Genomic DNA, 25,311 nt, shown 5'->3' on the forward strand with positions numbered 1-25,311 from the left:
CACCGTCAGGTGGGCGGCTATTACGACGGGCCGCACCGCGTCTGACGGACGCGCGCACACCCCGGGCGGGGGCGACAGCCGAACGGCTGCCGCCCCCGCCGCGCGTCACGGCGGCGTCATGATGGCGTGGCGGTTCGCCAGGGCCGACAACCCGGTGGTGGGCGAGCTTGGATCGGGACCGGCGCAGTCCGCAGCCTGCCCGATGTGGCACCGGTTGCGTCGAGCCCGTGAGCGCCGGCCGGCCTGCCCGCGCCGCCCCGTGTATCCCAGGCCGATCGGCATCCTTCTGCCCGGTGTAACCGGGAATCGTGCGGGCACGCGCCTCAGGCAAGCCGGTTCCGGCTCCAGGCAACCCGGTTCCGCACACCCCGGCTCCAGGCAACTCATTCGTTCAGGAGGACTGCTCTCATGCCTCACCCCCTGGCCGTCAACTCCCCGCGCGCGGTGGCCAGGGAGGCACCGGATCGGGGCGAGTGCCCGGCCGTCCGGTCGGAGGAGAGCTTGCCGCGCATCGACGAGCCCCTTCAGGTGGCGCCGGCGGACGCGCGAGAGCTGTCACGTCTGTTCCTGATCCGGCTGAGGGCGTCGGAGGAGGGAACTCGCGAGTACCAGTACGCCCGCAACACCCTCATCGAGATGAACATCTCGCTGGTCCGTTACGCGGCAGGGCCCTTTCGCGCCCAGGCCAACGGATGCGTCGAGATCGAGGACCTCATCCAGGTCGGGACCATCGGCCTCATCAAGGCCGTCGACCGCTTCGACCCCGGCCGGCACGTCGAGTTCTCCACCCTCGCCCTGCCCTACATCACGGGCGAGATCAAGCGGTACTTCCGTGACACCACCTGGGCCGCACACGTCCCGCGCCGCCTCCAGGAACTGCGCGCCGAACTCGCCAGAAGCCAAGAGGCCCTGACCGAGGCCCTGGGCAGAGCGCCGGCGGTGAGGGAGGTCGCCGAGTACCTCAGGCTCTCCGAAAGGGAAGTCATCGAGGGACTGTTGGCGGCCAACGCGTACAACAGTGCCTCCCTCGACACTGCCGGCGACACGGAGGAGCGGTCCGCCGCGGGCACCGACAGCCGGCCGCCGGCCGACACGGTCGGCGACATCGATCCCGCCCTGGACCGTTTCGAGGACTTCCACACCCTCGCCCCCCTCCTGCGCAAACTCGGCGAACGCGACCGACGGATCCTGCGGATGCGCTTTGCCCAGGAGATGACACAGGCCGAGATAGGCTCCGAACTCGGCATCTCCCAGATGCAGGTCTCGCGCCTCCTCTCGCGTACCTTGGCCCGCCTGCGCAGCGGCATGCTCGCCGACTGAGAACGCGGGAACGAGCCGAGAACGCGCGGGGTGAGCTGAGACGCGCGAGTGAGGCGAGACCTCGCGCGTGAGGAGACCTCGCGCGTGAGGAGGACAGGCCTGGCGAGGCGCCTGCCTGCCGGACGGCCGGGCGCGCTACGCTCTGCCGCGAGTTTCAGGTCTGGTCGGGCTGACCGAGCGCTCGACCGCCCGGAGGGCTGCCACCCGGTCACCGGTCCGAGCCAGGGGACCCGGGCATGCGTCGCGGGAGTCCGGGCACCTGACGGGGAGATTCCTGTTCCGTTCTCGGGGCCCGTCCCGAGCGCCCACGCCCGCCGAGAGGATGCACGATGGCCGACGAGTCCGGAGTGACGGAAGGCAAGCCCCAGAGGCCGCGGTCCCCCGAGGTGGTCGAGCCGCTCCTGGACCTGGAGCTGCGCATGCTGATCAACCTGGTGAACAAGGACGAGGAGAACCGGTCTCATTTCGGCGTGTCGCTGAACATTCCCGGCGGGGTGATCTACGGGCAGGTGATCAGCCGGAGTGCGTACGCGCAGGAATGGGAAACCGCACTGCGCGATCTGCCCGGCGCCGGCGCCGAATCGCTCGCTCGCCTGCCGAGGCTGATCAACCAGGTCCTCGAAGAACAGAGCGAGGAGCAGGAGACCGACCCGCTGCCGCGCTGGGTGCATCTCAAAGACGCCGTCTTCCTGACAGGCGCAGCGAACCAGACCATGCGCTACGGCCTGTGGCGTGGACGCCTCGCCGACATCGTCGGCTGGTCCCTTTCCATTCCGTCCTGAACGGTGCGCACGTACCGGACGGTGACGGGCCTCAGCTTCCCTCGGTCGCCGCGACCGCGCGTCTGACGGCCGCCACGAGGCACCAGGTGCGCTGCCCGCACGGTTTCCGGCCACGCCTCCTGGGCACACCCCGCGCCGCGTGCGCTTGGGCGTCCTTTTCGGCGTCCTCAATCAGATCGTGCTGGCCGTCATCGCGCTCGGTCTGGTGCTGGTGATCGTGTGGGGCTACCGCATGTGGTGGCAGCGTCGACCCACCCGCGCGGAAGGCAGGGCCACCCCCGGCCGCGCCCCGGTCCGCGGTACGTGGCGTCGCCTGCCGATTCCCGTGCTGATGGTGGGAGTTCCGCTGGTGGCCGCGCTGGGCTGGGCGATGCCCGTGCTGGGAGTGACACTGCTCGCCTTCATGCTGGGCGACCTGGGGGTCGGCCTGGTCCGCCGGGTTCGGACCGCCCGGCCGACACCCTGACGAGGCCGTCCATCGGCGGTCCGCTCACCGGACGGGCCCCGGCGGCGCACTGCTGCCGGGACCTCGTTCGCTTCAGAGCCGCCGTCGCTCTGCTCCCGGATGCCCGGACGCCGGAGCCGGGGGAGTGGCGGGTGCAATCGGGGCCCTGGGTCGGCCGCGGCTCGGGCGGAGCTGATTGAGCTACTTGACGGCTCTGCGGAGGGCCACCGGTACGCCGGTCGGGCAGGCTGGGTGCGGAGGTGATCGCGGTGACGCACGAGGATCCGTCCCGTCAAGCACGGCGGAGTGTTCCCGGGGACGTGGACCTGGCGGTGCTGGACGCCCTGTTCACCCAGTCACCGGTAGGGCTCCACGTCCTGGACACGGAGCTGAGGCTGGTGCGGATCAACACCGCCACGCGGACCATGCACGACGTTCCCGTCGAGGCACTGCTGGGGCGTCCCTTCACCGATGTCTTCCCCGGCCTGACCGCGATCGGGGAGGTGACGCAGATGATCCGCGGTGTGTTGAAGACCGGAGTACCGGTGCGAGAGCACCTGGTGCGTTCGCGGCTGGACCCGGATCACGGGCGGGAGAGGACGCGCTCGGTTTCCGTCTTCCGCCTCAGCGACGAGCGGGGAACGATTCTGGGGGTGGCGGTCGCGGCGGTCGACGTCACGGAACCGCAGGAGGCGCGGGCCCGACTGGGGGTCCTCGGCGGGGTGCGTGAGCGCGTGGGGCAGACCCTCGACGTCATCGCCACCTGTCAGGAGCTGGCAGACGCCCTGGTGCCGGCCTTCGCCGACATCGCCGTGGTGGAGGTGGTGGAGGCGGTGGTGCGCGGCGAGGAGCCCCCGACGGGCCCGCTCGCTCAGGACGTACCGCTGCGCCGCGCCGCCTTCCAGGCACGTGGCGAACGCCGACAGGCTCAGGCCCACCCCGTGGGCGACGTGCGGAGTCTCGGCAACCCCACTCCCTACAGCCAGACCCTGATCGACCTCAGGCCCCGGATCGTTCCCCTGGGCGATGACAGCCCGTGGCTGGGGGCCGACCCCAAGAGGGCGGGCGCCATTCGTTCCGCGGGAGCCCACAGCCTGCTCGTGGCCCCTCTGGCCCTGCGGGGCAGGGTTCTGGGCCTGGTGAGCCTCTATCGCACCGACGGGTCCGATCCCTTCGACAAGGGCGATCTCGGTCTCCTGCGGCAGGTGAGCGCCCATACCGCCCTCTGCATCGACAACGCCCGCCGATACACCCGCGAGCACACCATCGCGGCCACGGTCCAACGCCATCTGCTGCCGCGCCACCCCATGGGTCAGAGCACCGTCGAAATGGCCCACCTGCACGTTCCCGGCGGCAACGGGGGCGGCGGCTGGTTCGACGCGATCCCCCTGTCGGGCGCGCGCACCGCCCTGGTCGTGGGCAACGTCGCCGGACACGGCATTCACACCGCGACCGCCATGGGACAGTTGCGCACCGTCATCCACTCGCTGGCCGCATTGGACTTGGAACCGGACGAGCTCCTCGCCCGCCTCAATGACACGGCCCGCTTCCTGGCGGGGGAACGCGAGGCCCAACCGACCGGTGACCCGATGTACGAAGAGCCGCTCTCCGCGAGCTGTCTCTACGCGGTCTACGACCCCTTCGCCCGCACCTGTACGTTCGCCTGCGCCGGCCAACCGACGCCACTGGTGATCGTCCGTCCCGATGGCGGCACCGAAACAGTGGAGCCGGCCATCGGGCCCGCACTGGGCGGCGAAGGCTGGCCCTTCGCCACCACGACCGTCGCACTCGACGAGGGCACCACCCTCGCCCTCTACACCCCCGGGCTCCTAGCCACGGCCCAAGCCGAAACGGGGGACGCCACCGGCCCGGGCCTTCTCGGCGATGTCCTCGCCCGTCCGGGCCGATCCCTGCAGGATCTGTGCGACGAAGCCCTGTACGCACTGGGGCCCGGCAGCCGCGACGGTGACGCGGTACTCCTGCTCGCCCGCACCCACGCCTTCCCCACCCACGCCACGGCCACCTGGGACCTGGCCGACGAGTTCACCGAGGCTGCCGCCGCCCGCGGGCACACACGCCGCACGCTCAAGGGCTGGAACGTGGACGACGACACGGCGGCCGCCACCGAACTGATCGTCAGCGAACTGGTCACCAACGCTCTCCGCCACGGCAACCCGCCCCTGCGGCTACGCCTCTTCAAGGACCGCACCCTCACCTGCGAAGTCCACGACACGAGCACCACCAGCCCCCACCTGCGCCACGCCCGCGCCGTCGACGAAGGCGGCCGCGGCCTGTTCATCGTCGCCCAACTCGCCCAGCGCTGGGGCACCCGCCACACCCCCGGAGGAAAGACGGTCTGGACCGAACAGGACCTGACGCCCTGACCCCGGCAGGGCATGAACCCAGTTCCGGGCCGCCACCGGGTGTACACGCAGAACTCCCGCCCACGGGGCCGTCCTACAGGACGCGATTCACGCCAGCCCGCGCAGGAGGAGGTCCAGGCCGCCGCGGAACTCGCGGTCGGGAGCCGGGTGACGAGGACGGTGATCCGATCGTGCCAGGCGTCGGCGGGCGGCGGGGGAGTGCTGTCGACACCGCTGAGGACGAGTTCGGCGTGGAAGCCTCGCCGCGCTCGCTCCTGAACCCGCGAGCCTGGTGGCCGGTGTTGCGCTCCCTGACCCGCTCGTCCGTCGCCGTCCTGCGCGGCCGGGAGCACCTGCCGTCGCCGCGTTGTTGGAAGTCGCCACCCGGGCGGGCGACGACCGAGACGCGGTGGGCACCGCGTAAGGGGCCGTGACGCGGTGGGCCCGCGTAAGGGGCCCGTGGGACAGGGGGGCGTTGATCGAAGCGGCATCCGAGGCGGAGGAGCGGATCCGGGTCGGCTCCTGGGTGGCGGATCGATCACGCGCCGAGGTGGGGCAGCGGGCCCGCCGAGTAGGGGATCTCCGCCGGAAGGAGGGCCCGCGCCGCCGCGTCCTCGCCGGCTCGGACCAGGCCGTGGATCTCCCGGACCTGCGGGGTGACGTCGCGGATGGCGACCGTCCACTCGTCGGCGTACGCGCGCGAGAGGGGCCCGGACAGACCCAGTTGGAGCGAGCGGTGGGGCAGCGGGTTCAGGTACAGGTCGCGTTCCGGGTCCCACTGGACGCGGGCGGAGCACTCCCGCAGGGCCCGCTTCCAGGTCGCCACGTCGGGATGGGTACCGTGTTCGTGGTGCGAGAGGCAGGCGTGGCGCAGCGCGCGGTCGAACCCCTCGCGGGTGATCTCGACGGCCAGGACCGTCTCCTGGTCGGTCTTGCCGCCCCAGCCGCAGCGGTACATCATCCACAGGAACGACGGCTTGATCCACGTCATCCGTTCCCGCTTCCAGGCCGGCGGGAATCGTCCCTCGCGGGCGGCCGGAACCCCCAACAGGGGGGAGTACGCCTGGTAGACGGTGACGGTGTCGGCGGTGTGTGCCGCGCGGATCTGGCGGTTCGGAACGTCGTGCATGCCCCCAGGATGCCTGGCGCGTACGGCCTCCGGCCGGCGGATTTCCCCCCGGGGCGGCGGGCCGCGCCCATCCTCCGCTCCTCCGCGTGCGGTCGATGGGGCCGGGTTACTCCAGCCAGGTTCCCTCGCGCATGAGCACCCTGCCGCGCAGTTCCGCCTCGCCTCGCCAGGCGCGCATGGTCTTGGGCGTCACGCGCACATACAGATAAGGCTCGTTCTCCGTCCGCGGGTCCCACCCGAACTTGCCGGTGAACGCGTCGGCCGCGTCAGCGGGCACGTCCTGGTCGGTGAACCACTCCGCCTCACCCTGGAGCAGCAACACGTCGAAGGTGTCCGGCAGTGACAAGCGCACTCGTGGTTCCTTGCGAACGTTCCGCGCGGTCGCGGAAGTCTCGGCGGTGCACATCCACACCGCCTGGCCGTCCCAGGAGAACCACAATGGCACCTGGTGCGGCCCGTGATCGGGGTGGGCTGTCGACACCCATACGTCCCGCTCCGCGACGAGCCGTTCCAGAGCGTCGCGCCTGCGTTCCGACACCGTGCGACGGGGGAGTTCCGTGGTCTGCATGAGTGCCGACCCTAGCCGGCAAGCTCGGGGCTCACATGGGGCGTTGGTCCTACTCCCCACGACCGACGACCGGCGACGGATGCCGATGACCGACGACCATCCCATACCGCGCCACCCCCTCCCTGATCGCCGCCCCCGAGGGCCGGCGGGACCTCGGGCGCCGTGTCACACGGCGAAGGTCCGGCGCAGGCGGTGCTCCGCTGCCAGGTCGGCGGCGGCGTGGCGCGCGGCCGCCGCGTGGTGCGGAGCGTGCCAGGCGTGGGCGACACGTTCGGCGAGGGCGTAGGCGTCGGCCGCCGCCCGGGCATCGCCGAGGAGGCGGTGGAGGTCCCCCAGGGGGTGGGCGAGGGGGCGGGTGGCGTAGGCGGCTCCCGCCGCGCCGCCGAACTGGTCGCGGATCGGCAGCAGGTGCTCGATCAGCGTGCCGGCGGCCTCGGTGTCGGCGTGCAGGACCGCGAGTTCGCAGCGGTAGTCGAGCTCGACACCGTAGAGGTGGTCCGTCACCGGTCGCGGGGCGAAGCGCACCTCCCGTGCCTCGTCCAGCCGCCCTTGGCGGGCCAGGAGCAGCGAGTGCGCCACGGCGACGGGCGCGCCGACGGCCTCGTGCACCTCGCGGACACTGCGCTCGATATCGGCCGTCCGCCCCTGGGTGAAGCGGATGGTCCACAGGCCGAGGGTGCGGGGGCCCGTCGCGTGGTGCGCCCCGACGCGCTGGAACAGTTCGTCCGCCTGGGCGTAGCGCTCTTCCGCCTCCGTGAACCGTCCCGCGATGGCCGCCAGCATGGCGCGGGTGGTGGCGTTGATGCCCCGCGCCCACAGCATTCCGTAGCGGTGCGCGAGGTCCAGGCCCTCAGTGGTGTGTCGGTGGACCGCGCCGGGGTCGTTGCGGGTGGCCGCCGTCATGGCGTCGAGGTGTTCGCACACCCAGCGGTAGGCGGGCAGGTCGTGTTCCCCGGCCAGCTCGCGCAGTTCGGCGATGAGCGGCGGCCGGGCCGCGCCCTGCAGCTCGTGCGGCAGCAGCTTGGCGGAGGTCATCAAGGCCGAGGCGACCAGCCGGGGTTCGCCGTCGGAGCGGGCCAGCTCCAGCTGGGCGCCGGCCGCCTCACGGGCGCGCGGCGCGTCCTCGCCGGCCATGGCGTCCGCGAGGACCTGGAGCACGCGGGCGCGGGTCGCCCCGCTCAGGGAGTGGTCCCGGGCGAGGCGCTCCAGGCGGGCCAGCGCGGTCCGGTCGAACAATCCCTCCAGTCGACTGCGCCAGGGCGAAGGCTCTGTCCAGGCTCCGTAGACCGCGGCGACCAGGTCGTCGCGGCCGGCGCGCACCGCGAGTTCCACCGCCCGTTGCCGGGTGTGGCGGGCGGCGTCCGTGGCGCCTGCGCGGACCTGTGCGCCGAGCAGGCGCATCAGGAGGGCGAGGGTGACGTCGGGGGCCGCGTAAGGATCGGCGGTGGCCGCGCCGTGCACGTCCAGCGCCTGCGCGATCAGAGCGACCGCCACGTCGTGCGCGTACCTGTGTTCCGCCAGCTCGGCGGCGCGCAGCGCGTAGTCGACGGCCAGCGGGGCGTTCGCGGTCCTGCCCGAGCGGGCGAAGTGGTGGGCGAGCGCGGCCAGGTCCTCGGGCCGCTGCCGGTGCAGCGTTCGGGCGATCCGGTCGTGCTGGCGCGCTCGTCGTACGCCGGACAGGTCGGTGTAGACGGTGTCGCGGACCAGGGCGTGTACGAAGCCGACCCGGCCGGGCGCCGGCTCGGTGAGCAGGTCCGCGGCGAGCGCGGCATCGAGCCCTTCGAGCACGGTCTCCTCGTCGACTTCGGCCGCCTCGACCAGCAGGGCGACATCGGTCTCCAGACCGACGACGGCGGCGAGGCGCACGACCGCCAGCCCGGCGTCGGGAAGCAGGGCCAAACGCCTGCGCAGCACGTCCCGGACGCCCTGGGGGACCTCGGAGAGCGCCACCAGCGCGCCCTCACGATCGAGCAGCCGCGCGCTCTCCCAGACGTAGAACGGATTGCCGCCGGTCCGCGCGGTGATCGTGGCGACCGTGGCCCGGTCCACGGGCTCACGGCAGACGGCGTCGACGACGGTCGCGACGTCGCGCGCCGGCAGCCCGCCGAGCGCGATCCGGTGCGGAAGGCGGGCGGCGAGCCGGGCGAGGCTGGTCACCAGCCGGTCGGTCACCTCGGCGGGGCGGTAGCAGGCAACGGTGAACAGGGGCACCCCGGTGACCGCTGCCGCCGCTTCGAGCAGCGCCAACGTCTCCCCGTCGGCCCGGTGCAGATCCTCCAGCAACACGGCCAGCGGCCGCCCGGCGGAGGCGGCGGCGGCGAGCCACGCCGTGAACGCGCGGTGCGTACGGAAACGGTCGGCGGTCGCCTCGTCCCGCGTGGCCGCGGCCGTTCCCTCCGGCTGGTGCAGGAGCACGGCGAGGTCCCCCGCGTGCGCGGGAGGCACCTCCCGGGCCAGGGCGCCGAGCGCCTCCACCCAGGCCCACGCGGGCGGCGCGCCCTCCTGCTCGGGGCAGCGGCCGACCACCACCGTCCAACCCTCGCCCCGTAGCCGGTCCGCGAACCGGGCGAGGAAGGCCGACTTACCAGCTCCCGCCTCGCCGGTGACCAGCAGCATGCCCCCGGTGCCACGGGCGGCCAGCGCCGCCGTGTCGGCGGCGCCGAGTTCCTCGCCCCGGCCGAGGAACAGGGGCGATCTGCCGGCGGGCACGGCGGCGGGACCCTGCGCGGGCGGGCCGATCGCCCGCAGCGGCTCCGGCACGCCACCCGCGGGCGGGCGCTCGGGCACGTGGGCGCGCAGTACGTCCAGCCGCTGGCCGAGGAGGGCGTGCTCCAGCCCCACCAGGCCGGGCGAAGGATCACAGCCCAGCTCATCGCGCAGCACCGCCTTGGCGCGGCGCAGCGCGGCGAGTGCGTCGGCGCGCCGCCCGCAGGCCCAGTGGGCGAGCGCGAGCAGCCGCCAGCCCTCCTCACGCAGCGGGTGCTCACCCACCAGCGCCTCGGCGGCCGAAGCCGCCTCCGCGGTGTGCCCGGTGCGGAGATCGGCCGCGACGGCCAGCTCGCAGGCGTCCGCCCGCAGGTTCGCCAGGCGGGCCGCTTCGGGCAGGGCCCAGGGTTCGTCGGCGTACTCCTGGAAGGCCGGCCCCCGCCACCAGGCCAGTGCCTCGGCCAGCAACACCCGTCTCTGTGCGGCCGGGGCGCGCCGTGCCCGTTCCAGCCGTGCCTCGAAGCGCCACGCGTCCACCGCGTCCTCGGGGAGGTGCAGGGCGTACCCCGGTGCGGAGGTGACCAGGACGGTGGCGGGGGTGCGCGGCGCTCGCTCGGGCTCCAGCAGGCGGCGCAGGTTGGACACGTACGCGTGCAACGACACGGTGGCCTTGGCCGGCGGGGTGCCGCGCCACAGGTCCTCGGCGAGGCGGTCCACGGATACCACCGCACCGCGGGACGCGAGGAGACAGGCGAGCACGGCCCGCTGCCGCGGTGCTCCCAGGGGGACCGGCGTACCTCTCGTCTCGGCGTCCAGGGAGCCCAGCACTCGTATTCGCAGCACGTCCGGAAATCTACCGGAGGCGGCGAAAACGTTATGTCGACGAAGGATGAACGCCCTGGTCGGGGGAGGGGCGAGGGGGCACGCACGGGTCGGACGGTTCACCAAGCAACGCCATGTCAACGCCCTCTCGACGCCAAGTCAACGCCAAGTGACAACAGGCACTTTGGTCACATCCATCGTCCGCATTCGATCCACGGAGCAAGCGAGCGTGTCCCCCAGCACCACCTCCGAACGTCCCCACACCCACGAAATGGTCGTGGTCCACCGCGTCTTCCGTCGGGAGTCGGCCCTGCTGCCGCGCCTGGTCCGAGCCGTCCCGGACGGTGAGACCGCCCGCGCCGCCGAGGTCGCGGCCCACATGGCCGAGTACATGACGGGACTGCACCACCACCACACCGTCGAGGACGAGACGATCTGGCCGCTCCTGCGCGAGCGCGCCGCCGACGAGGAACTGATCGCGCGGATGGAGGAGCAGCACGCCCGGATCGACCGCGGCTGGGCGGCGGTCACCGACCGCGTACCCGGGTGGCAGCGGACCGCCGACCACGCGGCGGGCGAGGAACTCGCGCTGGCGCTGGACGAGCACCGCTCGGCGCTCCTGGAGCACCTCGACGACGAGGAGCGGCTGGTCCTGCCCCTGGTGGCCGACCACCTGACCGTCGCCGAGTGGGACGCGGTCGGACGCCGCGGCCTCGAAACCGTCCCCAGGGACAAGCTCATGCTCGCGCTCGGCGCGCTCCTCGAAGACGCGACCCCGCAGGAGCAGGCCCACTTCCTGGGCAGGGGCCCACTCGTCGGGCGCCTGCTGTGGAAGGCGGTCGGACGCCGCCAGTACACGGCCGCCTGCCGCGCACTGCGGGCCCCGCTGGACGGCGGAACGGAACGATGACCGTACTCGACTCCGCTCCCCTCGATGCCCTGGACGCCTACCGGACCTGCGAGTTCGTCACCCTCGGCAGGAACGGCACCCCGCAGGCCTGGCCCACGGCGGTGGCACGGCGCGAGGACGGAACCCTGCTGCTGACCACCTCCCTCGCGTTCGCGCAGAAGGCCCTGAACGTGCGCCGCGACGGGAGGGTCGCGCTGCTCTTCTCGGACCCCACGGGCAGCGGCCTCGACCCCGCCCCGCAGGTCTTCGTCGCCGGCAGGGCCGAGTGCCCCGACGAGATCATGACCGGCCCGGAAGGGGCCGAGGCGTACTGGCAGAGGCTCTTCGAACGTCAGCCGCACAGCCGTTCGTACCTCTCGCCTCCCATGAGGCCCCTGATGCACTGGTACTACCTGCGGCTCCACATCACCGTCGAGCCCGAGCACGTACGCGTACGGCCGCCGCTGGCAACGCTCCCGGAACCGGGCGCGCCGGCGGCCGTGACCGGGACGGAGGCGCTGCCCGGAGCCGTGCAGCTGAGCCGCTTCTCCACGGCGGTACTGGCCGCACGGGACGCGTCCGGGGCGCCCCTGCTCGCCCGGACCCGGCCCAGGCCCACCCCGGCCGGATACCTGGTCGACGTACCGTCCGACTGCGCCGTTCAACGTGGCCCGGCCACGCTGCTGGTGCACCGCCACGACGAGCGGCTGAACCACATGTACAACGCATCCGTCCGCGGGGATCTGCGGCGGACCACGGACGGCTGGATCCTCGTCCCGGCCGCCGTCGTGGAACCGATGGGCTCGGGACGGGCCACCGACGCGTTCCGCGTCCTGCGCCACACGAAGCGGTCCACGAACCGCTACCTGGAGCGTCGGGGGCTGAGCCGGCCGCAGGTGCGGTGGGACCGGTTCCGCGCCCTGGCCAGGGCCGCCGCGCACGGGGAGCCGACCGCGTGAGCGCCCTGATGTCCCACCTCGTCACCGCACTCACGGGCGTCCGGCGCCTCACCGGACGCCACCGCCCCCGCCCGTCACCGGCCGATGCCCGGATGCGGCGGGTGATGCGCTCACCGCACCACTGAGCCGGTCCGACTCGGTCGCCGCGGGGCGCGGCCGGTCGACTGCGATCAGCGGCCCGCCGCGAAGCCGCCGGACACGGATCCCACCCGACACGGCGGCGACGAAGCCTGCGACCGACGGCACCGGGCCGGCGGCTCGCCCGTCATGCCGACTCGTCGCGGATGGTGTTGCGGTGTTCCTCGTAGACGAGTCGCGCATCGTCGCTCGGAAGCGCGTCGGTGGCGAGGCCGCAGGCGCAGGTGACGACGGTGAGGGCGGACGGGGTGCGCAGGGTGTGGCCCTCGGGACTGGTCCAGGCCTGGCCGGCCGGGTTCTCGTACCGGAGGTTGTGGCGGTACCGGAACGTGCGGACGGGGCTCGGGGCGTAGCCGGTGCCGGCCTGGTCAGGGGTGAAGCGCTGCTCGCTCATGGCTCCATTGTGGCCGTCCGTGACCGCGGGAAGGCCCTCGAAGGAGAAGGCGGCACCGGATCCGACCACAGGAGTACTCCGACTGCGGCGAGGCGGCCGCCGCCGAGGGCGGCAGGAGGGGGCGGAAGGGGGCGGTCGCGTTTCGAGTGAGCCGGTTGAGCCGTTCGTAGGTGGCCGACGAGGAGGGCTGCGGCTAGGGCCTGTCTTTTGGATCAGGCCCTGGACGGCGGATACCGCGCTGCTCCTCAGAGGTTCGCGAGCACCTGCGGCATGACGCGCTCCACCTCGTCCGCGAGACGGTTGAACTCTCTTCCGAGGAACGGGGCGGCGAGCTTGAACAGCCCTTTGAAGTCCAACCGCGCCCGGTAGGTGAGTGCGGTCCCGCCCGGGACGGCGACCAGCAGGAGATCGTCGGTCGTGGTGACCGTCGAGTTGTCGCCGACGAAGGTCAGGCGGTCCTCGTCCAGGCGCACCAACTCGTAGGCGAGCCGAGTCTCCCGCCCACGGAACTCCGACACGTTCCGCCAGGTGGACCCGACCCGCACGGGCCCGCCGTCGAGGCGTTCACAGGTCTTGGTGCCGGGGTCCCATTCCTGGGCCCGGCTGAAGTCCTTCAGATAGTCGATCAGGACCGCTGGGGGCCTGGGAATCGTGAACGAGCGCTCTACGAAGACCACGGCGGACTCCCTCTCGTGAAACCAACCGGAACCGGCACCTCGCCTTCGGGGTGTACTTCTCCTTCGCCCGAGGACACCGCCCCGGATGCACGCAGGCGCACGGTGGTGCGACCGCCCGCAGGAGTGTCAGTGGCGTGCGCGAGGATCGGATCCACCGCACGTCACCACATGTCACACGGACGGAGCCCCATGCCGCAGCCCACCAACCCGAAGATCGCCGGTCACGCCTTCCTTCGCCCGCTGTACGCGGACACCTACTTCCCGGACCACGTCCTCGATCGGGGCAAGGAGATCCTGCTGAGACTGTGCGAGCGGATCGAGGCCGAGAGGCCGACGGACCTGACCGCCCTGTACGCGCTCACCCACGCGGCGACCGACAAGTTCAACGAGCTGGAGACGGAGTTCGAGAAGGAGGGAAGCGCGATCGAGACCGTCGCGCGCGAGGAGATCGCCGAGGACTTCGGGTTCGTCGCGTCGGCCTACGGTTTCGCGGACGCGGACGTCGAGGAGCTGATCGCCACCCGCGATTGGTGAGCGGTGGTCAGGTCCGCGACGCCGTCGAGGCCGGGCATGCCATGGCGCAGGATGGGGTTATGGAGTTCACGGAACTTGAGGAGCGGGCGCGCGGGCTCGCCGCGTCGGGGGAGAGGCGGATCCTGGGGATCGCCGGGCCACCCGGCGCGGGGAAGTCCACCCTGGCCGAGAGCCTCGCCCGGGCCCTGGGGCCGGGGCAGGCCGTCGTGGTGCCGATGGACGGGTTCCACCTGGCCCAGGCCGAGTTGGTGCGCCTGGGCCGGACCGACCGCAAGGGTGCCCCGGACACCTTCGACGCCGCAGGGTACACGGCGCTGCTGGACCGGCTGCGGTCACCCGGGGCCGGTGCGGTCTACGCGCCGGCCTTCGACCGGTCGCTGGAGGAACCGGTGGCCGGGAGCATCCGGGTCGACGGCTCCGTACCGCTGGTCATCACCGAGGGGAACTACCTGCTGCACACGGCGGGGGAGTGGGCGGCGGTACGGCCGCTCCTCGACGAGGCCTGGTTCCTCGCCCCGGACGACGCGATGCGCGTCGGGCGGCTCGTCGACCGCCATGTCCGCCACGGCAAGGAGCGCGCGGCCGCCACGGAATGGGTCTCGCGTTCCGACGAGGCGAACGCCCGGCTGATCGCGCCGGGGCGGGCCCGGGCCGACCTGGTGGTGGAGTGACGCCCGGTCCTCGGGGACAGGGACAGGCACACCGACACGTCCCACGTTGTGTCAGGACCCCTTAAGGCTGGAACAACGGCGCCTTAAGCCCTCCTTAGGCCGCCCCGCCTCCGTGTCGATCGAGGCCGTCGGCGGGATGCGACAGCCACGTCGGTCACCCGGGCGCCAGGCCTGCGACCTGCTGCTTTGTGCGTGCTCCAGGACGCCCCCGGCCCACCTCCGTACGCCCCCGCGGCGCGCAGACCTCCGCACGGACGGAATTGTCGGCCTGTGACAGGAATGAACTCGCCTGAGATGTGTGCCGTATGCAGGACGGGAGGACGACAGCATCCATCGAACCGAGGAGTGTCAATGTCCCGTAAAAGGACCATGAGTCGTACGAAGAAGCTCGTGTTCACCGGCATGACGGGAGTGCTGGTGGCAGGAGGAGTCGTCGCCACGATGGCGACCGGCAATGCCGCCGCGCCCGATGTGGTGTGCAAGGGGTCGACGGTGACGTTGTCGGGTGAGGGGGGTGCGCCGGCGGCGAGTAGTGGGACGTTCCCGGTGGGTACGAAGTTGAAGGTGACGAACCTGGACAACGGTCAGGCCACGACGGTGACGGTGAACGGCCCCTCGGGTAGTTGTGTCCTGTTGAACAACGCGGCGTTCGAGAAGGTGCGGGAGCCGGGCAAGAACCTGATCCGCAAGGCCCGTATCGAACGGGTGGGTGGCGCGAGTGTGGCGCCGTCCGGGGCGGCAGGTGCGGCCGGCACGGCGGGGGCGGCGGCCGGTGCGGCGGGTGTGCAGGTACCGCCGGCCACCGGTGAAGTGGTGTGCAAGGGGTCGACGGTGACGTTGTCGGGTGAGGGGGGTGCGCCGGCGGCGAGTAGTGGGACGTTCCCGGTGGGTACGAAGTTGAAGGTGACGAACCTGGACAACGGTCAGGCCACGACGGTGACGGTGAACGGCCCCTCGGGTAGTTGTGTCCTGTTGAACAACGCGGCGTTCGAGAAAGTGCGGGAGCCGGGCAAGAACCTGATCCGCAAGGCCCGCATCGAACGGGTGGGCTGAGCCACCAGAGCCGGTTGGGAGTGGCTCCGTTCGGAGTGACTGATGCCGTGGCCGGGGCGCGGGCATGCCGCCCCCGCCACGGCGTCAGCGCCGACTCCTGGGCCTGCCTCCTGGTCAAGGCCGGAGATGGGCGCCTTGACAGCCGAAGTGATTAGCCGCCATATTACTTCCATGACGGGGAACGGCATCGACGGCGAGGCGCCCACGCTCGACCAGGCCAGGCGTCAGGTCGAGCACTACGGCCTGGAGGTCGATCCGCAGGCGGTCTTGGTCGCGGTACGGCTGATCTCCGCCGGCGCCAGGGTCGGTCGGGCGGCCGAGGCGCACTTCGCCAGGTTCGGCCTGTCGACGGGACGCTACCGCCTGCTCGCCGACCTGGAGGATCACGGCGGGGAGAAGTCCCCCTCGCGCCTCGCGGCCGACCTCGATGTCTCCAGGGCCACGGTCACCGGCCTGCTGGACGGCCTTGAGCGCGAGGGCCTCATCGCCCGCCGCCCGTCCACCGAGGACGGTCGGGGCACGGTGGCCGTCCTGACCGCACGCGGGGCGCAGCGCCTGCGCGACATGGCGTCCGATCACTTCGGGCGACTTGAGGCGATGGTGGGAGGGTTGTCCGTCGAGGAGCGCGCGGTGTTCCTCGATCTGCTCGCCCGCGTCGTGCGCGGCAGTGCGGCCTTGGTCGCCGACTGACCCTGCTCTGCGCCGGTTTGGCCCCGCCCCTCGGGTAGGGCCTTTCTTTTCGGCCTAATAGTTAGCTGCCTAATCACATCGGCGGAGCGTGCTGGTCGGGCCTCCGCCGCCCCACTTTTACCTCCCGCACGCGAACAGAAAGAGGTCGGCATGCCCGCAACGAAGGACAGAACCAGCCGCGGCCGAGCGGCCGCACGGCCATCCCGGCCGTTCACCCTGTGGCGCGAGGTGCTGACCGCCTACGCCGCTCCCGCACTGACGGCCGGTACCGCCGGAGTCGTCACCGGCCAGCAGGATCTGGCCGTGGCCGCCTGCACCTCCATAGCCGGCACCTCCGCCGTGGTGGCGTTCCTGGTCGGTACCTGGCTGCACCGCGGCGGGCGGCCCCGACGGTGGACCCTCACCATGCCCCGCATCGTCCTGACCGTGGCACTCGTGATCATCGCCGCCGGAGCGGCGGCCCTGCTGGGATGGTTCACCGCCCAATGGCTGCCCACCCACACCCCGATCCCCGCCACCCCGTGGCTGGAACGCCTGCGCATCGACCTGCCCGTGTCCGCGGCCCTCGCCACCACCATCGTCACCCTCCGCTGGCGCACCACCACCACACCCCCGGCCTAGGCCGGCACCGAGCCCACCCGTCACCAAGGAATGAGCACACGATGATCGTTGTCATGGGAGCGACCGGAGCAACCGGGAACGCACTGCTCCACAGCCTCCTCGCACTCGGCGCGCCCGTCCGCGCGCTGACCCGCACCCCCCACAGCCCGATCCCCGGCACAACGGGCGCGCATCAGCCGCCCGTCGAGGTGCGGTACGCCGACGCCGCGGACCCCGGCTCCCTGCACACCGCGTTCAAGGGCGCCGACCAGCTCTTCCTGGCCATGGCCAACAGCCCCGCACAGGTCGAACTCGAAACCCGCGTCATCGACATCGCCGCGGAAGCCGGCATCGGCCACATCGTCAAGATCTCCGCACCCGCCACCGAACCCGACTCCCCGGTCGCCATCTCCCGCGGGCACCACGCCGTCGAGGAACACCTGCGCGCGTGCGGGCTCACCCACACCATCCTGCGCCCCTACGCGTTCATGCAGAACCTCCTGCGCCTGGCCCCCACCGTCGCCCGGGGCGTCATCCTCGGCACGACGGGCGACGCGCCCTGCAACCACATCGACTGCCGCGACATCGGCGATGTCGCCGCCGCCGCCCTCACCAGGCCCGACATCGCCGGCGGCACCTACTCCCTGACCGGACCCGAGGCGGTCTCCTATCCCGACATCGCCTCTCGCATAAGCAGCCTGAGCGGCAAGCAGGTTCGCTACGTCGACCTCACCCCGGACGAACTGCGTGACAACCTCATCCACCAGGCCCACATGCCGACCTGGCTCGCCGACCACGTGACGGAGATCCAGCAACTCGCCATCACCCGACCCGAGACCCCCAACGGCACCGTCGCCGACATCCTCGGCCGCCCGCCCCGCACCCTGGACGCCTTCCTGCGCGAACACCAGGCGTTCTTCAGCCGGTAGGTCGCCGCCGCACATCGTTCAGGAATCCGCGCACCGTCCCGCCGTACAGGCCGGATGACCAGTTGATACCGGGCTATGGGGGGAGGATCTCGTCGAAGTAGCCGGGGCCCGTGCCGGGAAGGACGTCGAGTGCGGCGGTATAGCGGCGGGTCCGGGTCTGCCAGGCGTGGTATCCGCTCATCCACGAGGCCATGACATCGGCGTACGCCCGGACGTCGGCCGTCTCCCGTGCCGTCAGCCCGAGCTGCGCGCACACGCCCGGGACCTCCGCCGCGAGTTCCGTGAAGCGCCGCGTGCGGCGGGCGACCTCCTCCCGGGCCGCGGCAACGGCCTCCTCGCGCGTGGCGCCGTCGGCGTGCTCGCTCACGAGGACGAGGTTGTCGACGTCGCCGCGCGCCTCCTCCTTCTCCAGTGAGTACACGTCGTTGCACATCATGCTGACGTCGACCGCGATGTCCCGCATGAGGCGCAACTGCGGACTGTGGAACGCGGCCGCAGGAACGCCGAGGCCGGCGGCGCGCTCGCCGAGGGAGAGGGGGACGGCGGTGCCGGCGATGCCGCGCCGGACCTGAAGGTAGGTCTCCAAATCCCCCGGTGTGCCGCGGGTCCGTCCGATGGACTCGTGGGCCTGGGTGGCGAAGTAGTGCTCCCATTCGTGCGCGGAGCGGGCCACCCAGCCGGGGTGGGCGCCATGGCGGCATCGGGTCCAGATGTCGGAGAACGCGCGGGGGCAGGCGTCCGCGCCCGGACCGGCCGGTGCCCCGTGGACGATGTCGATCAAGTCCTGGCAGACGGCCGCGACACGGGCGGGATCCCGACCCAAGGGGGCGTCGAACTGGTCGTCGAAGACGAAGAAGAACGCCATCGCGTCCGTACACAGGTCCAGGGCCACTCGCCGGACCAGGGTTCCTGGGGTGGAGGTCCACGATCTCGCGGATCCAGGCTCTGTCCGAGGCGTCGCCCGGACACCTCGCGGCCGATATCCGCTGTCGCGATGTATCGGAAGCCGGAAGGGATTTTCTGTCGCTGGGTGTTCCGGAGTATGGGACGTACGGGGCCGACGCGTAGTGCTCCGGTCGGCCGCTGTGCGCATCGCGCGGCGAGCCTGTCGGGCGGGGCCGGGAACCGTCGACCTGGTGCGCTTCGTGGTGGGGAGCAGAAGACTCGGCTGGTGAAGGGAGAGGCGATGCCAGGGACACCACGTCGCACGGCTGGACTGAGATGCGAGGACGCGCGGCAGATCGCCCGGGACGTGCTGTCGGCCCACCACGCGGGAACGCGTCTCGTGGAGACGATCACGGCGTTTTTCGCGCTCGCTCCCGCCGGCTGAACCGCGCGCCCCGCGCCCGGCCCCCCGGTGGGCCGTATGGACCCTCAGGCACGGCGAAGGGTTTCGGATCGACTGATCGCGGCTAGGCGGTGCGTATGGTGCGAATCGGATACACGATGATGACCGAGCAGGCCGGGCCGCGTGAGCTGGTGTCCCACGTGGTCGGAGCGGAGCGGGCGGGGTTCGACTTCTCCGTCATCTCGGACCACTCGTTCCCGTGGCTGGAGTCCCAGGGCCATGCCCCCTACGCGTGGAGCGTCCTGGGGGCGGCCGCGCAGGCGACCTCCCGCATCCCGCTCATGACGTACGTGACCTGCCCGACCTTCCGCTATCACCCGGCCGTCATCGCACAGAAGGCGGCCACTGTGCAGATCCTCTCGGAAGGCCGGTTCCGCCTCGGACTGGGCTCCGGCGAGAACCTCAACGAACACATCGTGGGCGCCGGCTGGCCCGCCGCCCACGTACGCCTGGAGATGCTGGAAGAAGCCGTCGACATCATCCGCCGCATGTTCACCGGCGAGTACGTGAGCCACCACGGCGCCCACTTCGACGTGGAGAACGCCAAGCTGTGGGACCTGCCCGATCAAGCGCCTCCCCTCGGCATCGCCGTCTCGGGCCCCCGCTCCTGCGCGCTCGCCGGCCGGCACGCGGACCTCGTCATCGCCACCGAACCGAAGCACGACCTCCTGGAAGCCTTCGACGCCCACGGCGGCGCCGGCAAGCCGAGGGTCGGCCAGCTTCCCGTCTGCTACGACACCGACCGGGACGCGGCCGTGGCCCGGGCCCACGACCAGTTCCGTTGGGCGCTCGGCGGCTGGAAGGTCAACTCCGAACTCCCCGGCCCCGCCGGCTTCGACCAGGCCGCCCAGCACACCCGGCCCGAGGACGTCGCCGAGGCCATCCCGTGCGGCAACGACGTGGAGGCCTTCGTGGAGGCGGTACGCCCGTACGCGCAGGCGGGCTTCACCGAGGTCGCCCTCGTCCAGATCGGTGGCGAGCACCAGGAACCGTTCCTGGAGTGGGCCGAGGCGAAACTGTTGCCCGCCCTGCGGAACCTGTGAAGGGCGCCCGAACCATGAGCACGGACCGCGCAGCCCTCTTCGACGTCGACGGCACCCTCACGGACACCAACCACCTCCACGTCGTCTCCTGGTGGGAAGCACTGCGCCAGGCCGGGCACCAGGTGCCCGCACACGCCGTCCACCGAGCCCTCGGCCTGCCCGGAGAGGACCTCCTCGACCACCTCCTGGGCGAGGAGCGCGACCGCTCCGGCGACGAAGGGATCAGCGCCGCGCACGACACCCTCTACGCCACGTACTTCGAACGGATCCCCTCCTTCGACGCGGCCGCCGATCTACTGCGCGCTCTGGCAGGTGACGGCTGGAAGGTGGTGCTGGTCACCTCCGCCAAGGACCGGGAACTCGAAGCCCTGCGCAAGGCCATCGACGCGGACGACGCCATCACCGACACCGCGACCTCCGAGGACGTCGACCAGGGCAAACCCGCACCCGACCAGGTCCGGCACGCCCTCGGCCTGGCGGGAGTACCACCCGAGCGGGCGGTGTTCGTCGGCGATTCCGTCTGGGACATGCAGGCCGCCACCCGAGCCGGCGTGAGCGCGGTGGGCCTCCTGTGCGGAGGCATTCCCCGGGAAGACCTGGAGGAGGCCGGAGCGGCCGCCGTCTACCGCGACCCGGCCGATCTGCTGGCCGGCCTCGCTGCGAGCCCGTTCCTGCGGGTGCCCGCCACGAGCGGGGACGGTGCCGCGGCCGGGTAGCGGCACAAGGCGCCATCGACGCCCCGTCGCCGCCTCGGGTGCGGCGGGCGGGGGATTCCGGGCGGTCCGGCGCGCCGTGCGGCGTGCCGGCCGGGCGTCGCGCGGCGCGAGGCGTACACATGGGAAGCGGCGTCAGCCGTACAGCCTGTGTTGGATCCAGAGTTGATGGGGTGCGCGATGGTGACGTCGGTCGAACCGGTCACGTCGATCCGGGTTCCGGGTCGGACTCCAGGTCAGGTGATCGTGTCGTGGTTGACGACGACGGACCACAAGAAGATCGGACACCTCTATCTGATCGCCTCGTTCGGATTCTTCCTCATCGGCGGCGTACTGGCGCTGCTGCTGCGGGCCGAACTGGCCCGGCCGGGGATGCAGATCCTGTCCAACGAGCAGTACAACCAGATCTTCACCCTGCACGGCACCATCATGTTGCTGTTCTTCGCGACCCCCACGTTCGCGGGTTTCGCCAACGCGATCATGCCGTTGCAGATCGGGGCTCCCGACGTGGCGTTCCCGCGGCTCAACATGCTGTCGTTCTGGCTGTTCCTCTTCGGCGGTCTGATCGTGGTGGGCGCCCTGTTCACCCCTCAGGGCGCCGCGGACTTCGGCTGGACCGCCTACACACCGCTGAGCAGTCTGGACCGCACCCCGTACATCGGTGGTGACATGTGGATCATGGGCCTGGCGCTGTCCGGCTTCGGCACGATCCTCGGCTCGGTCAACTTCGTCACCACGATCATCTGCATGCGCGGTCCGGGCATGACGATGTTCCGGATGCCGATCTTCACCTGGAACATCCTGCTGACCTCGGTCCTGGTGCTGTTCGCGTTCCCCGTCCTCGCGGCGGCCCTGCTCGTGCTGGAGGCGGACCGCAAGTTCGGCGCCCACGTCTTCGACGCGTCCAACGGCGGCGCCCTGCTGTGGCAGCACCTGTTCTGGTTCTTCGGACACCCCGAGGTCTACATCATCGCCCTGCCGTTCTTCGGGATCGTGACCGAGATCTTCCCCGTCTTCTCCCGCAAGCCCGTCTTCGGCTACCTCGGCCTGGTCGGCGCCACGATCGCGATCGCGGGACTGTCGCTCACCGTGTGGGCGCACCACATGTTCGCCACCGGCGCGGTCCTGCTGCCGTTCTTCTCGTTCATGACGTTCCTGATCGCGGTGCCTACGGGGGTGAAGTTCTTCAACTGGATCGGCACGATGTGGAAGGGCTCGATCTCCTTCGAGACACCGATGCTGTGGTCCATCGGCTTCCTGGTCACCTTCCTCTTCGGCGGACTGACCGGCATCATCCTGGCGTCCCCGCCGATGGACTTCCAGGTCACCGACTCCTACTTCGTCGTCGCGCACTTCCACTACGTGGTCTTCGGCACCGTCGCCTTCGCCACGTTCGCCGGGTTCTACTACTGGTGGCCGAAGATGACCGGCACCATGCTCGACGAACGCCTCGGGAAGATCCACTTCTGGACCCTGTTCATCGGCTTCCACACCACCTTCCTCGTCCAGCACTGGCTGGGCGCCGAAGGCATGCCCCGCCGCTACGCCGACTACCTGAACTCGGACGGCTTCACCGCCCTCAACACGTTCTCGACCATCGGCGCGTTCCTCCTGGGCCTGTCCACCCTGCCGTTCCTCTACAACGTGTGGAAGACGACGACGACCGCTCCGAGGGTCACCGTCGACGACCCGTGGGGCTTCGGCCGCTCGTTGGAGTGGGCCACGTCCTGCCCGCCGCCCCGGCACAACTTCGTCACGCTGCCGCGCATCCGCTCCGAATCCCCGGCCTTCGACCTGCACTACCCCGAGGTGGCCGCGCTCGACAACGCGGGCGGTCAGGGCAAGCGCGACGCCCTCGATGATCCGGGCAACCGTGAAACGCCCGGATCCGACCGCGACATCGCAGGTCAGTAGGGGGGCGGGCGCGATGGAGCAGAACGAGGCGGCAGCGGGCCTGGCCGAGTTGGAGGGCTATCTGATGAGCCGCGCCGCGCACCACACCGCGGCCGTGGAAGCGCACGCCTTCGCCGATGAGCTTCCCTGGCTGGGACGGGCGGAACGCGAGGACGTCGTCCACCTCTACACGGCCCGCCATCTGGCCCGGACCCGCAACGCCCTGTACGAGATCGCCGGCCGCAGCCACGAGTTGAGGGAGGAGTACGCGCGCCGCTACCAACTCCTGCGCCGCCGAGTCGTGGCTCTGGCCCTGCTCGGCGGCACGACCGTCCTCACCACCGTCCTGGCCATCCTGACGATCGGCCTGAAGCCGCGTTAGCGGGACGGGACGATCCGACGGCGGGCCCGGGCCCGGGCCCGGGTCAGCCCACGAGATCCGGGGCCCGCAGCATGGCGGACGGGATGCCCCACGCGTCGACGAGGTCGACCGCGAGGGGACGCACCTTGCGGCAGAGGTCGTTCACCTCGCGGCTGATGGCCTTGGACCGTTGGATGGTCAGCCGCCCGTGCTCCATGAACCAGGCCCGGTCCGCCTCGATCGTCGACAGGGCGAACAGGTCGCAGAGAAGGGCGAGCGCCGCCTTCTCGCCGCCTTCGGGCATCGTGCGCACCCTGGTGACGAAGGCCTCCGTCACCAGCCGCTCGACGTGTGCGCGTGCGACCGCGATGACGTGGTCCTGCACCTGCGAGAAGACGGCGCCCGGATCGCGCTTCTCGTCGATCCCGCGCTTGATCCGCCGGGCCAGGCCGGCGAGCATGTGCTCCTCGCGGAACCGGACCATGGCGAGCTGGTACTCGGAGTCGAGCAGGCCGGCTTCGCGGTCCCACTCGTCGCCGCCGGGCAGCAGGTCGCGTACCCGTTCGAGCAGCTTGTGGGCCGAGGTCCGTTCGATGACGGTCTCGACGGCGAGGTTGGTGACGTAGCGGACCATGCCGAGCTGGTCGAGGTCCTCGAACTCGCTCGCGTGATCGGTGAGCAGTCCCTTCGCCACGAGTTGCAGCAGGACGTGGTTGTCGCCCTCGAAGGTGGTGAAGACGTCGCTGTCGCTCTTGAGGGCGGCGAACCGGTTGACGGCGAGATAACCGGCGCCGCCGCACGCCTCGCGGCACTCCTGGACGACGCGGGTCGCATGCCACGTGCCGAGTGCCTTGATGCCCGCGGCCTGCGATTCGAGCCGGCGCCGCGCCTGCGCGTCGTCCTGGATGCCGGAGAAGACCTCGTGCAGCTGGGTACGGACCCCGTCCTGCGCGATGTGCAAGGCGTACGTCCGGGCGATGAGCGGCAGCAGACGGCGCTGATGCAGGCCGTAGTCGAGGAGCACCTGCTCCCCGGTGTCCGGGGCCGCCTCGAACTGCCGCCGCCGCACGGCGTACTTCGTGGCGATCGCCAAGGCGACCTTGGCGACGCTGATCCCGGCGCCGGCGACGCTGACCCGGCCCTGCACCAGGGTGCCGAGCATGGTGAAGAAGCGCCGGTTGGGATTGTCGATCGCACTCTCGTAGACGCCCTCGGGGGTGACGTCGGCGAACCTGTTCAGGAGTGCCTCGCGCGGCACCCGCACGCCGTCGAACCAGAGGCGCCCGTTGTCCACACCGTTGAGGCCCATCTTGCGGCCGTCGTCCTCGATCCGGACGCCGGGCGCCGGCCGACCGCCGACCCGGAGGGGGACCACGAAGGCGTGTACGCCACGGGACTGGCCGTCCACTTCCAACTGCGCGAAGACCACGCCCAGTTCGGCATGGCGGGCCGCGTTGCCGATGTAGTCCTTGCGTGCCTGGTCGTCGGGGGTGGTGATGACGAACTCCCGGCTCGCCGCGTCGTACCGCGCGACGGTGCCGAGTGCCTGAACGTTGGAGCCGTGCCCGGTCTCGGTCATCGCGAAGCAGCCCATGAGCTCCCCGGTGATCAGGCCCGGGAGATGGGCATCGTGGTGGCGCTCGGTGCCGAGTTGCAGGATCGCGCCGCCGAAGAGCCCGAACTGCACGCCGACCTTCACCAGCACCGACAGATCACCGAAGGCCAGCGTCTCGAACGCGGCGATCGAGGCCCCGACATCGCCGCCCCCGCCGAACTCGGCGGGAAAGCCCATACCGGTCTGGCCCGTCGCGGCCATCTTGACGACGACCTCACGCACCCGCTCGCGAAACGCGTCGATGCCGAGCTCCTCGGCCTCTTCGAGGACGGAGGCGTGCGTCGCCAGGTTGGTACGGACAAGGTCGCGGATCCCGGCGTACTCGCCGTCGAGCACCCCGGTCAGCGCAGGGACGTCGATCTCGGGCTGCACGTAACCGGTCGCGGCGGTGGAAGCGTTCTCGGTGGCCATGCCGCTCCGCTACCCCGCCGCGAGACGATCAACCGGGGTGCGGGCGGCACACGATCAGCCACGCCTCGATGTCCTCGGACGGTGCCTCGTACAGGTGCGGGGTGTCGCCCGCCCGATCGCCGTGCCCACCGGCAAGGGCGGCCCCGTCCCACTCACCTGTCCGGGTGGTAGGCGTGTCCGCCTGCACGGCCCTGGAGTGTCGGGGGAGTCGGAGCGGGCAGGGTCGCGGAGACACCCCAACCCGTGAAGGAGCGGTTC

23 protein-coding genes and 1 pseudogene are annotated in these 25,311 nt (G+C 71.3%); 17 read left to right on the forward strand and 7 right to left on the reverse strand.

All coding sequences use genetic code 11. The features are described from left to right. Positions 1–408: 408 nt before the first annotated feature. From OTB19_RS07120 to OTB19_RS07135, 4 genes and pseudogenes are all read left to right on the forward strand, one after another. Complete coding sequence (locus tag OTB19_RS07120; protein ID WP_267797168.1) at positions 409–1,320, forward strand: SigB/SigF/SigG family RNA polymerase sigma factor; 912 nt, start codon at positions 409–411, stop codon at positions 1,318–1,320. Between the two features lie 329 nt (positions 1,321–1,649). Beyond that, the gene (locus OTB19_RS07125; RefSeq protein ID WP_267797169.1) at positions 1,650–2,102 is read left to right on the forward strand and encodes a hypothetical protein; all 453 of its coding nucleotides are present in this window, start codon (positions 1,650–1,652) and stop codon (positions 2,100–2,102) included. A gap of 145 nt (positions 2,103–2,247) precedes the next feature. Then, positions 2,248–2,568 (forward strand): annotated as a pseudogene (locus OTB19_RS07130) (PepSY domain-containing protein); the annotation flags it as partial. A gap of 248 nt (positions 2,569–2,816) precedes the next feature. Further along, complete coding sequence (locus OTB19_RS07135; protein WP_267797170.1) at positions 2,817–4,931, forward strand: SpoIIE family protein phosphatase; 2,115 nt, start codon at positions 2,817–2,819, stop codon at positions 4,929–4,931. 517 nt (positions 4,932–5,448) lie between these two features. Here the strand turns inward: OTB19_RS07135 and OTB19_RS07140 are convergent. The 3 genes from OTB19_RS07140 to OTB19_RS07150 form a co-directional block, all read right to left on the reverse strand. Further along, positions 5,449–6,039, reverse strand: a complete 591-nt coding sequence (locus OTB19_RS07140) for a DUF4291 domain-containing protein (protein WP_267797171.1) — start codon at positions 6,037–6,039, stop codon at positions 5,449–5,451. 106 nt (positions 6,040–6,145) lie between these two features. After that, positions 6,146–6,607, reverse strand: coding sequence for a pyridoxamine 5'-phosphate oxidase family protein (locus OTB19_RS07145; RefSeq protein WP_267797172.1), 462 nt, complete (start codon positions 6,605–6,607; stop codon positions 6,146–6,148). A gap of 165 nt (positions 6,608–6,772) precedes the next feature. After that, positions 6,773–10,156 carry a BTAD domain-containing putative transcriptional regulator gene (locus OTB19_RS07150; protein WP_267797173.1) on the reverse strand — a complete coding sequence of 1,128 codons (3,384 nt, stop codon included), beginning with the start codon at positions 10,154–10,156 and terminating at the stop codon, positions 6,773–6,775. Between the two features lie 208 nt (positions 10,157–10,364). Between OTB19_RS07150 and OTB19_RS07155 the strand changes: the two genes are divergently transcribed. The 3 genes from OTB19_RS07155 to OTB19_RS07165 are packed head-to-tail and all read left to right on the forward strand — an operon-like array spanning position 10,365 to position 12,108. Continuing rightward, positions 10,365–11,045, forward strand: a complete 681-nt coding sequence (locus tag OTB19_RS07155; RefSeq protein WP_267797174.1) for a hemerythrin domain-containing protein — start codon at positions 10,365–10,367, stop codon at positions 11,043–11,045. Further along, a complete protein-coding gene (locus OTB19_RS07160; RefSeq protein WP_267797175.1) occupies positions 11,042–11,983 on the forward strand; it encodes a pyridoxamine 5'-phosphate oxidase family protein in 942 nt (313 codons plus the stop codon). The genes OTB19_RS07155 and OTB19_RS07160 overlap by 4 nt, the downstream gene beginning before the upstream one ends. After that, positions 11,980–12,108, forward strand: coding sequence for a hypothetical protein (locus tag OTB19_RS07165; RefSeq protein ID WP_267797176.1), 129 nt, complete (start codon positions 11,980–11,982; stop codon positions 12,106–12,108). Before OTB19_RS07160 ends, OTB19_RS07165 begins: the two co-directional genes overlap by 4 nt. Before the next feature lie 140 nt (positions 12,109–12,248). On the opposite strand, the gene OTB19_RS07170 is transcribed toward OTB19_RS07165, so the two are convergent. After that, positions 12,249–12,515, reverse strand: coding sequence for a hypothetical protein (locus tag OTB19_RS07170; RefSeq protein ID WP_267797177.1), 267 nt, complete (start codon positions 12,513–12,515; stop codon positions 12,249–12,251). A 245-nt stretch (positions 12,516–12,760) separates the two neighbouring features. After that, on the reverse strand, positions 12,761–13,192 hold the full coding sequence (locus OTB19_RS07175) for an SRPBCC family protein (RefSeq protein ID WP_267797178.1): 432 nt from the start codon (positions 13,190–13,192) through the stop codon (positions 12,761–12,763). Positions 13,193–13,381: 189 nt separating this feature from the next. On the opposite strand from OTB19_RS07175, the gene OTB19_RS07180 reads away from it, so the two are divergent. From OTB19_RS07180 to OTB19_RS07205, 6 genes are all read left to right on the forward strand, one after another. Then, the gene (locus tag OTB19_RS07180) at positions 13,382–13,726 is read left to right on the forward strand and encodes a DUF5713 family protein (RefSeq protein WP_267797179.1); all 345 of its coding nucleotides are present in this window, start codon (positions 13,382–13,384) and stop codon (positions 13,724–13,726) included. 59 nt (positions 13,727–13,785) lie between these two features. Next, positions 13,786–14,397: a nucleoside/nucleotide kinase family protein gene (locus tag OTB19_RS07185; RefSeq protein ID WP_267797180.1), complete on the forward strand. Its 612-nt coding sequence runs from the start codon at positions 13,786–13,788 to the stop codon at positions 14,395–14,397. A 369-nt stretch (positions 14,398–14,766) separates the two neighbouring features. Beyond that, positions 14,767–15,450, forward strand: a complete 684-nt coding sequence (locus tag OTB19_RS07190) for a hypothetical protein (protein ID WP_267797181.1) — start codon at positions 14,767–14,769, stop codon at positions 15,448–15,450. 171 nt (positions 15,451–15,621) lie between these two features. Continuing rightward, entirely contained in the window at positions 15,622–16,140 is a 519-nt protein-coding gene (locus OTB19_RS07195) for a MarR family winged helix-turn-helix transcriptional regulator (RefSeq protein WP_267797182.1), read from the forward strand. Between the two features lie 150 nt (positions 16,141–16,290). Beyond that, the gene (locus OTB19_RS07200) at positions 16,291–16,761 is read left to right on the forward strand and encodes a hypothetical protein (protein WP_267797183.1); all 471 of its coding nucleotides are present in this window, start codon (positions 16,291–16,293) and stop codon (positions 16,759–16,761) included. Positions 16,762–16,802: 41 nt separating this feature from the next. Beyond that, positions 16,803–17,669 carry an SDR family oxidoreductase gene (locus OTB19_RS07205; RefSeq protein ID WP_267797184.1) on the forward strand — a complete coding sequence of 289 codons (867 nt, stop codon included), beginning with the start codon at positions 16,803–16,805 and terminating at the stop codon, positions 17,667–17,669. Between the two features lie 73 nt (positions 17,670–17,742). Here the strand turns inward: OTB19_RS07205 and OTB19_RS07210 are convergent, their stop codons facing one another. Continuing rightward, entirely contained in the window at positions 17,743–18,561 is an 819-nt protein-coding gene (locus tag OTB19_RS07210; RefSeq protein ID WP_267797185.1) for a terpene synthase family protein, read from the reverse strand. 533 nt (positions 18,562–19,094) lie between these two features. Here OTB19_RS07210 and OTB19_RS07215 point away from each other — a divergent pair. The 4 genes from OTB19_RS07215 (at position 19,095) to OTB19_RS07230 (ending at position 23,048) form a co-directional block, all read left to right on the forward strand. Then, positions 19,095–20,060: an LLM class F420-dependent oxidoreductase gene (locus OTB19_RS07215; protein ID WP_267797186.1), complete on the forward strand. Its 966-nt coding sequence runs from the start codon at positions 19,095–19,097 to the stop codon at positions 20,058–20,060. A 14-nt stretch (positions 20,061–20,074) separates the two neighbouring features. Beyond that, positions 20,075–20,776, forward strand: coding sequence for an HAD family hydrolase (locus tag OTB19_RS07220; RefSeq protein WP_267797187.1), 702 nt, complete (start codon positions 20,075–20,077; stop codon positions 20,774–20,776). Between the two features lie 177 nt (positions 20,777–20,953). Then, positions 20,954–22,687 carry a cytochrome c oxidase subunit I gene (gene ctaD, locus OTB19_RS07225; protein ID WP_267797188.1) on the forward strand — a complete coding sequence of 578 codons (1,734 nt, stop codon included), beginning with the start codon at positions 20,954–20,956 and terminating at the stop codon, positions 22,685–22,687. A gap of 13 nt (positions 22,688–22,700) precedes the next feature. Beyond that, a complete protein-coding gene (locus tag OTB19_RS07230; RefSeq protein ID WP_267797189.1) occupies positions 22,701–23,048 on the forward strand; it encodes a hypothetical protein in 348 nt (115 codons plus the stop codon). Positions 23,049–23,091: 43 nt separating this feature from the next. Here OTB19_RS07230 and OTB19_RS07235 read toward each other — a convergent pair whose 3' ends face one another. Continuing rightward, a complete protein-coding gene (locus OTB19_RS07235; RefSeq protein WP_267797190.1) occupies positions 23,092–25,053 on the reverse strand; it encodes an acyl-CoA dehydrogenase in 1,962 nt (653 codons plus the stop codon). Between the last annotated feature and the right edge of the window lie 258 nt (positions 25,054–25,311).

Origin of the sequence: Streptomyces sp. H27-H5 (assembly GCF_026627505.1) — a bacterium.
Classification (GTDB): Bacteria; Actinomycetota; Actinomycetes; order Streptomycetales; family Streptomycetaceae; genus Streptomyces.

What these genes read in the sequence shown, in the direction of transcription:
- OTB19_RS07120 (WP_267797168.1), top strand. Translation starts at nt 409, where the DNA reads ATGCCTCACCCCCTGGCCGTCAACTCCCCGCGCGCGGTGGCCAGGGAG.
- OTB19_RS07125 (WP_267797169.1), top strand. Translation starts at nt 1,650, where the DNA reads ATGGCCGACGAGTCCGGAGTGACGGAAGGCAAGCCCCAGAGGCCGCGG.
- OTB19_RS07140 (WP_267797171.1), bottom strand. Translation starts at nt 6,039, where the DNA reads ATGCACGACGTTCCGAACCGCCAGATCCGCGCGGCACACACCGCCGAC.
- OTB19_RS07145 (WP_267797172.1), bottom strand. Translation starts at nt 6,607, where the DNA reads ATGCAGACCACGGAACTCCCCCGTCGCACGGTGTCGGAACGCAGGCGC.
- OTB19_RS07160 (WP_267797175.1), top strand. Translation starts at nt 11,042, where the DNA reads ATGACCGTACTCGACTCCGCTCCCCTCGATGCCCTGGACGCCTACCGG.
- OTB19_RS07170 (WP_267797177.1), bottom strand. Translation starts at nt 12,515, where the DNA reads ATGAGCGAGCAGCGCTTCACCCCTGACCAGGCCGGCACCGGCTACGCC.
- OTB19_RS07180 (WP_267797179.1), top strand. Translation starts at nt 13,382, where the DNA reads ATGCCGCAGCCCACCAACCCGAAGATCGCCGGTCACGCCTTCCTTCGC.
- OTB19_RS07185 (WP_267797180.1), top strand. Translation starts at nt 13,786, where the DNA reads ATGGAGTTCACGGAACTTGAGGAGCGGGCGCGCGGGCTCGCCGCGTCG.
- OTB19_RS07190 (WP_267797181.1), top strand. Translation starts at nt 14,767, where the DNA reads ATGAGTCGTACGAAGAAGCTCGTGTTCACCGGCATGACGGGAGTGCTG.
- OTB19_RS07195 (WP_267797182.1), top strand. Translation starts at nt 15,622, where the DNA reads ATGACGGGGAACGGCATCGACGGCGAGGCGCCCACGCTCGACCAGGCC.
- OTB19_RS07200 (WP_267797183.1), top strand. Translation starts at nt 16,291, where the DNA reads ATGCCCGCAACGAAGGACAGAACCAGCCGCGGCCGAGCGGCCGCACGG.
- OTB19_RS07205 (WP_267797184.1), top strand. Translation starts at nt 16,803, where the DNA reads ATGATCGTTGTCATGGGAGCGACCGGAGCAACCGGGAACGCACTGCTC.
- OTB19_RS07215 (WP_267797186.1), top strand. Translation starts at nt 19,095, where the DNA reads ATGGTGCGAATCGGATACACGATGATGACCGAGCAGGCCGGGCCGCGT.
- OTB19_RS07220 (WP_267797187.1), top strand. Translation starts at nt 20,075, where the DNA reads ATGAGCACGGACCGCGCAGCCCTCTTCGACGTCGACGGCACCCTCACG.
- ctaD (WP_267797188.1), top strand. Translation starts at nt 20,954, where the DNA reads ATGGTGACGTCGGTCGAACCGGTCACGTCGATCCGGGTTCCGGGTCGG.
- OTB19_RS07230 (WP_267797189.1), top strand. Translation starts at nt 22,701, where the DNA reads ATGGAGCAGAACGAGGCGGCAGCGGGCCTGGCCGAGTTGGAGGGCTAT.
- OTB19_RS07235 (WP_267797190.1), bottom strand. Translation starts at nt 25,053, where the DNA reads ATGGCCACCGAGAACGCTTCCACCGCCGCGACCGGTTACGTGCAGCCC.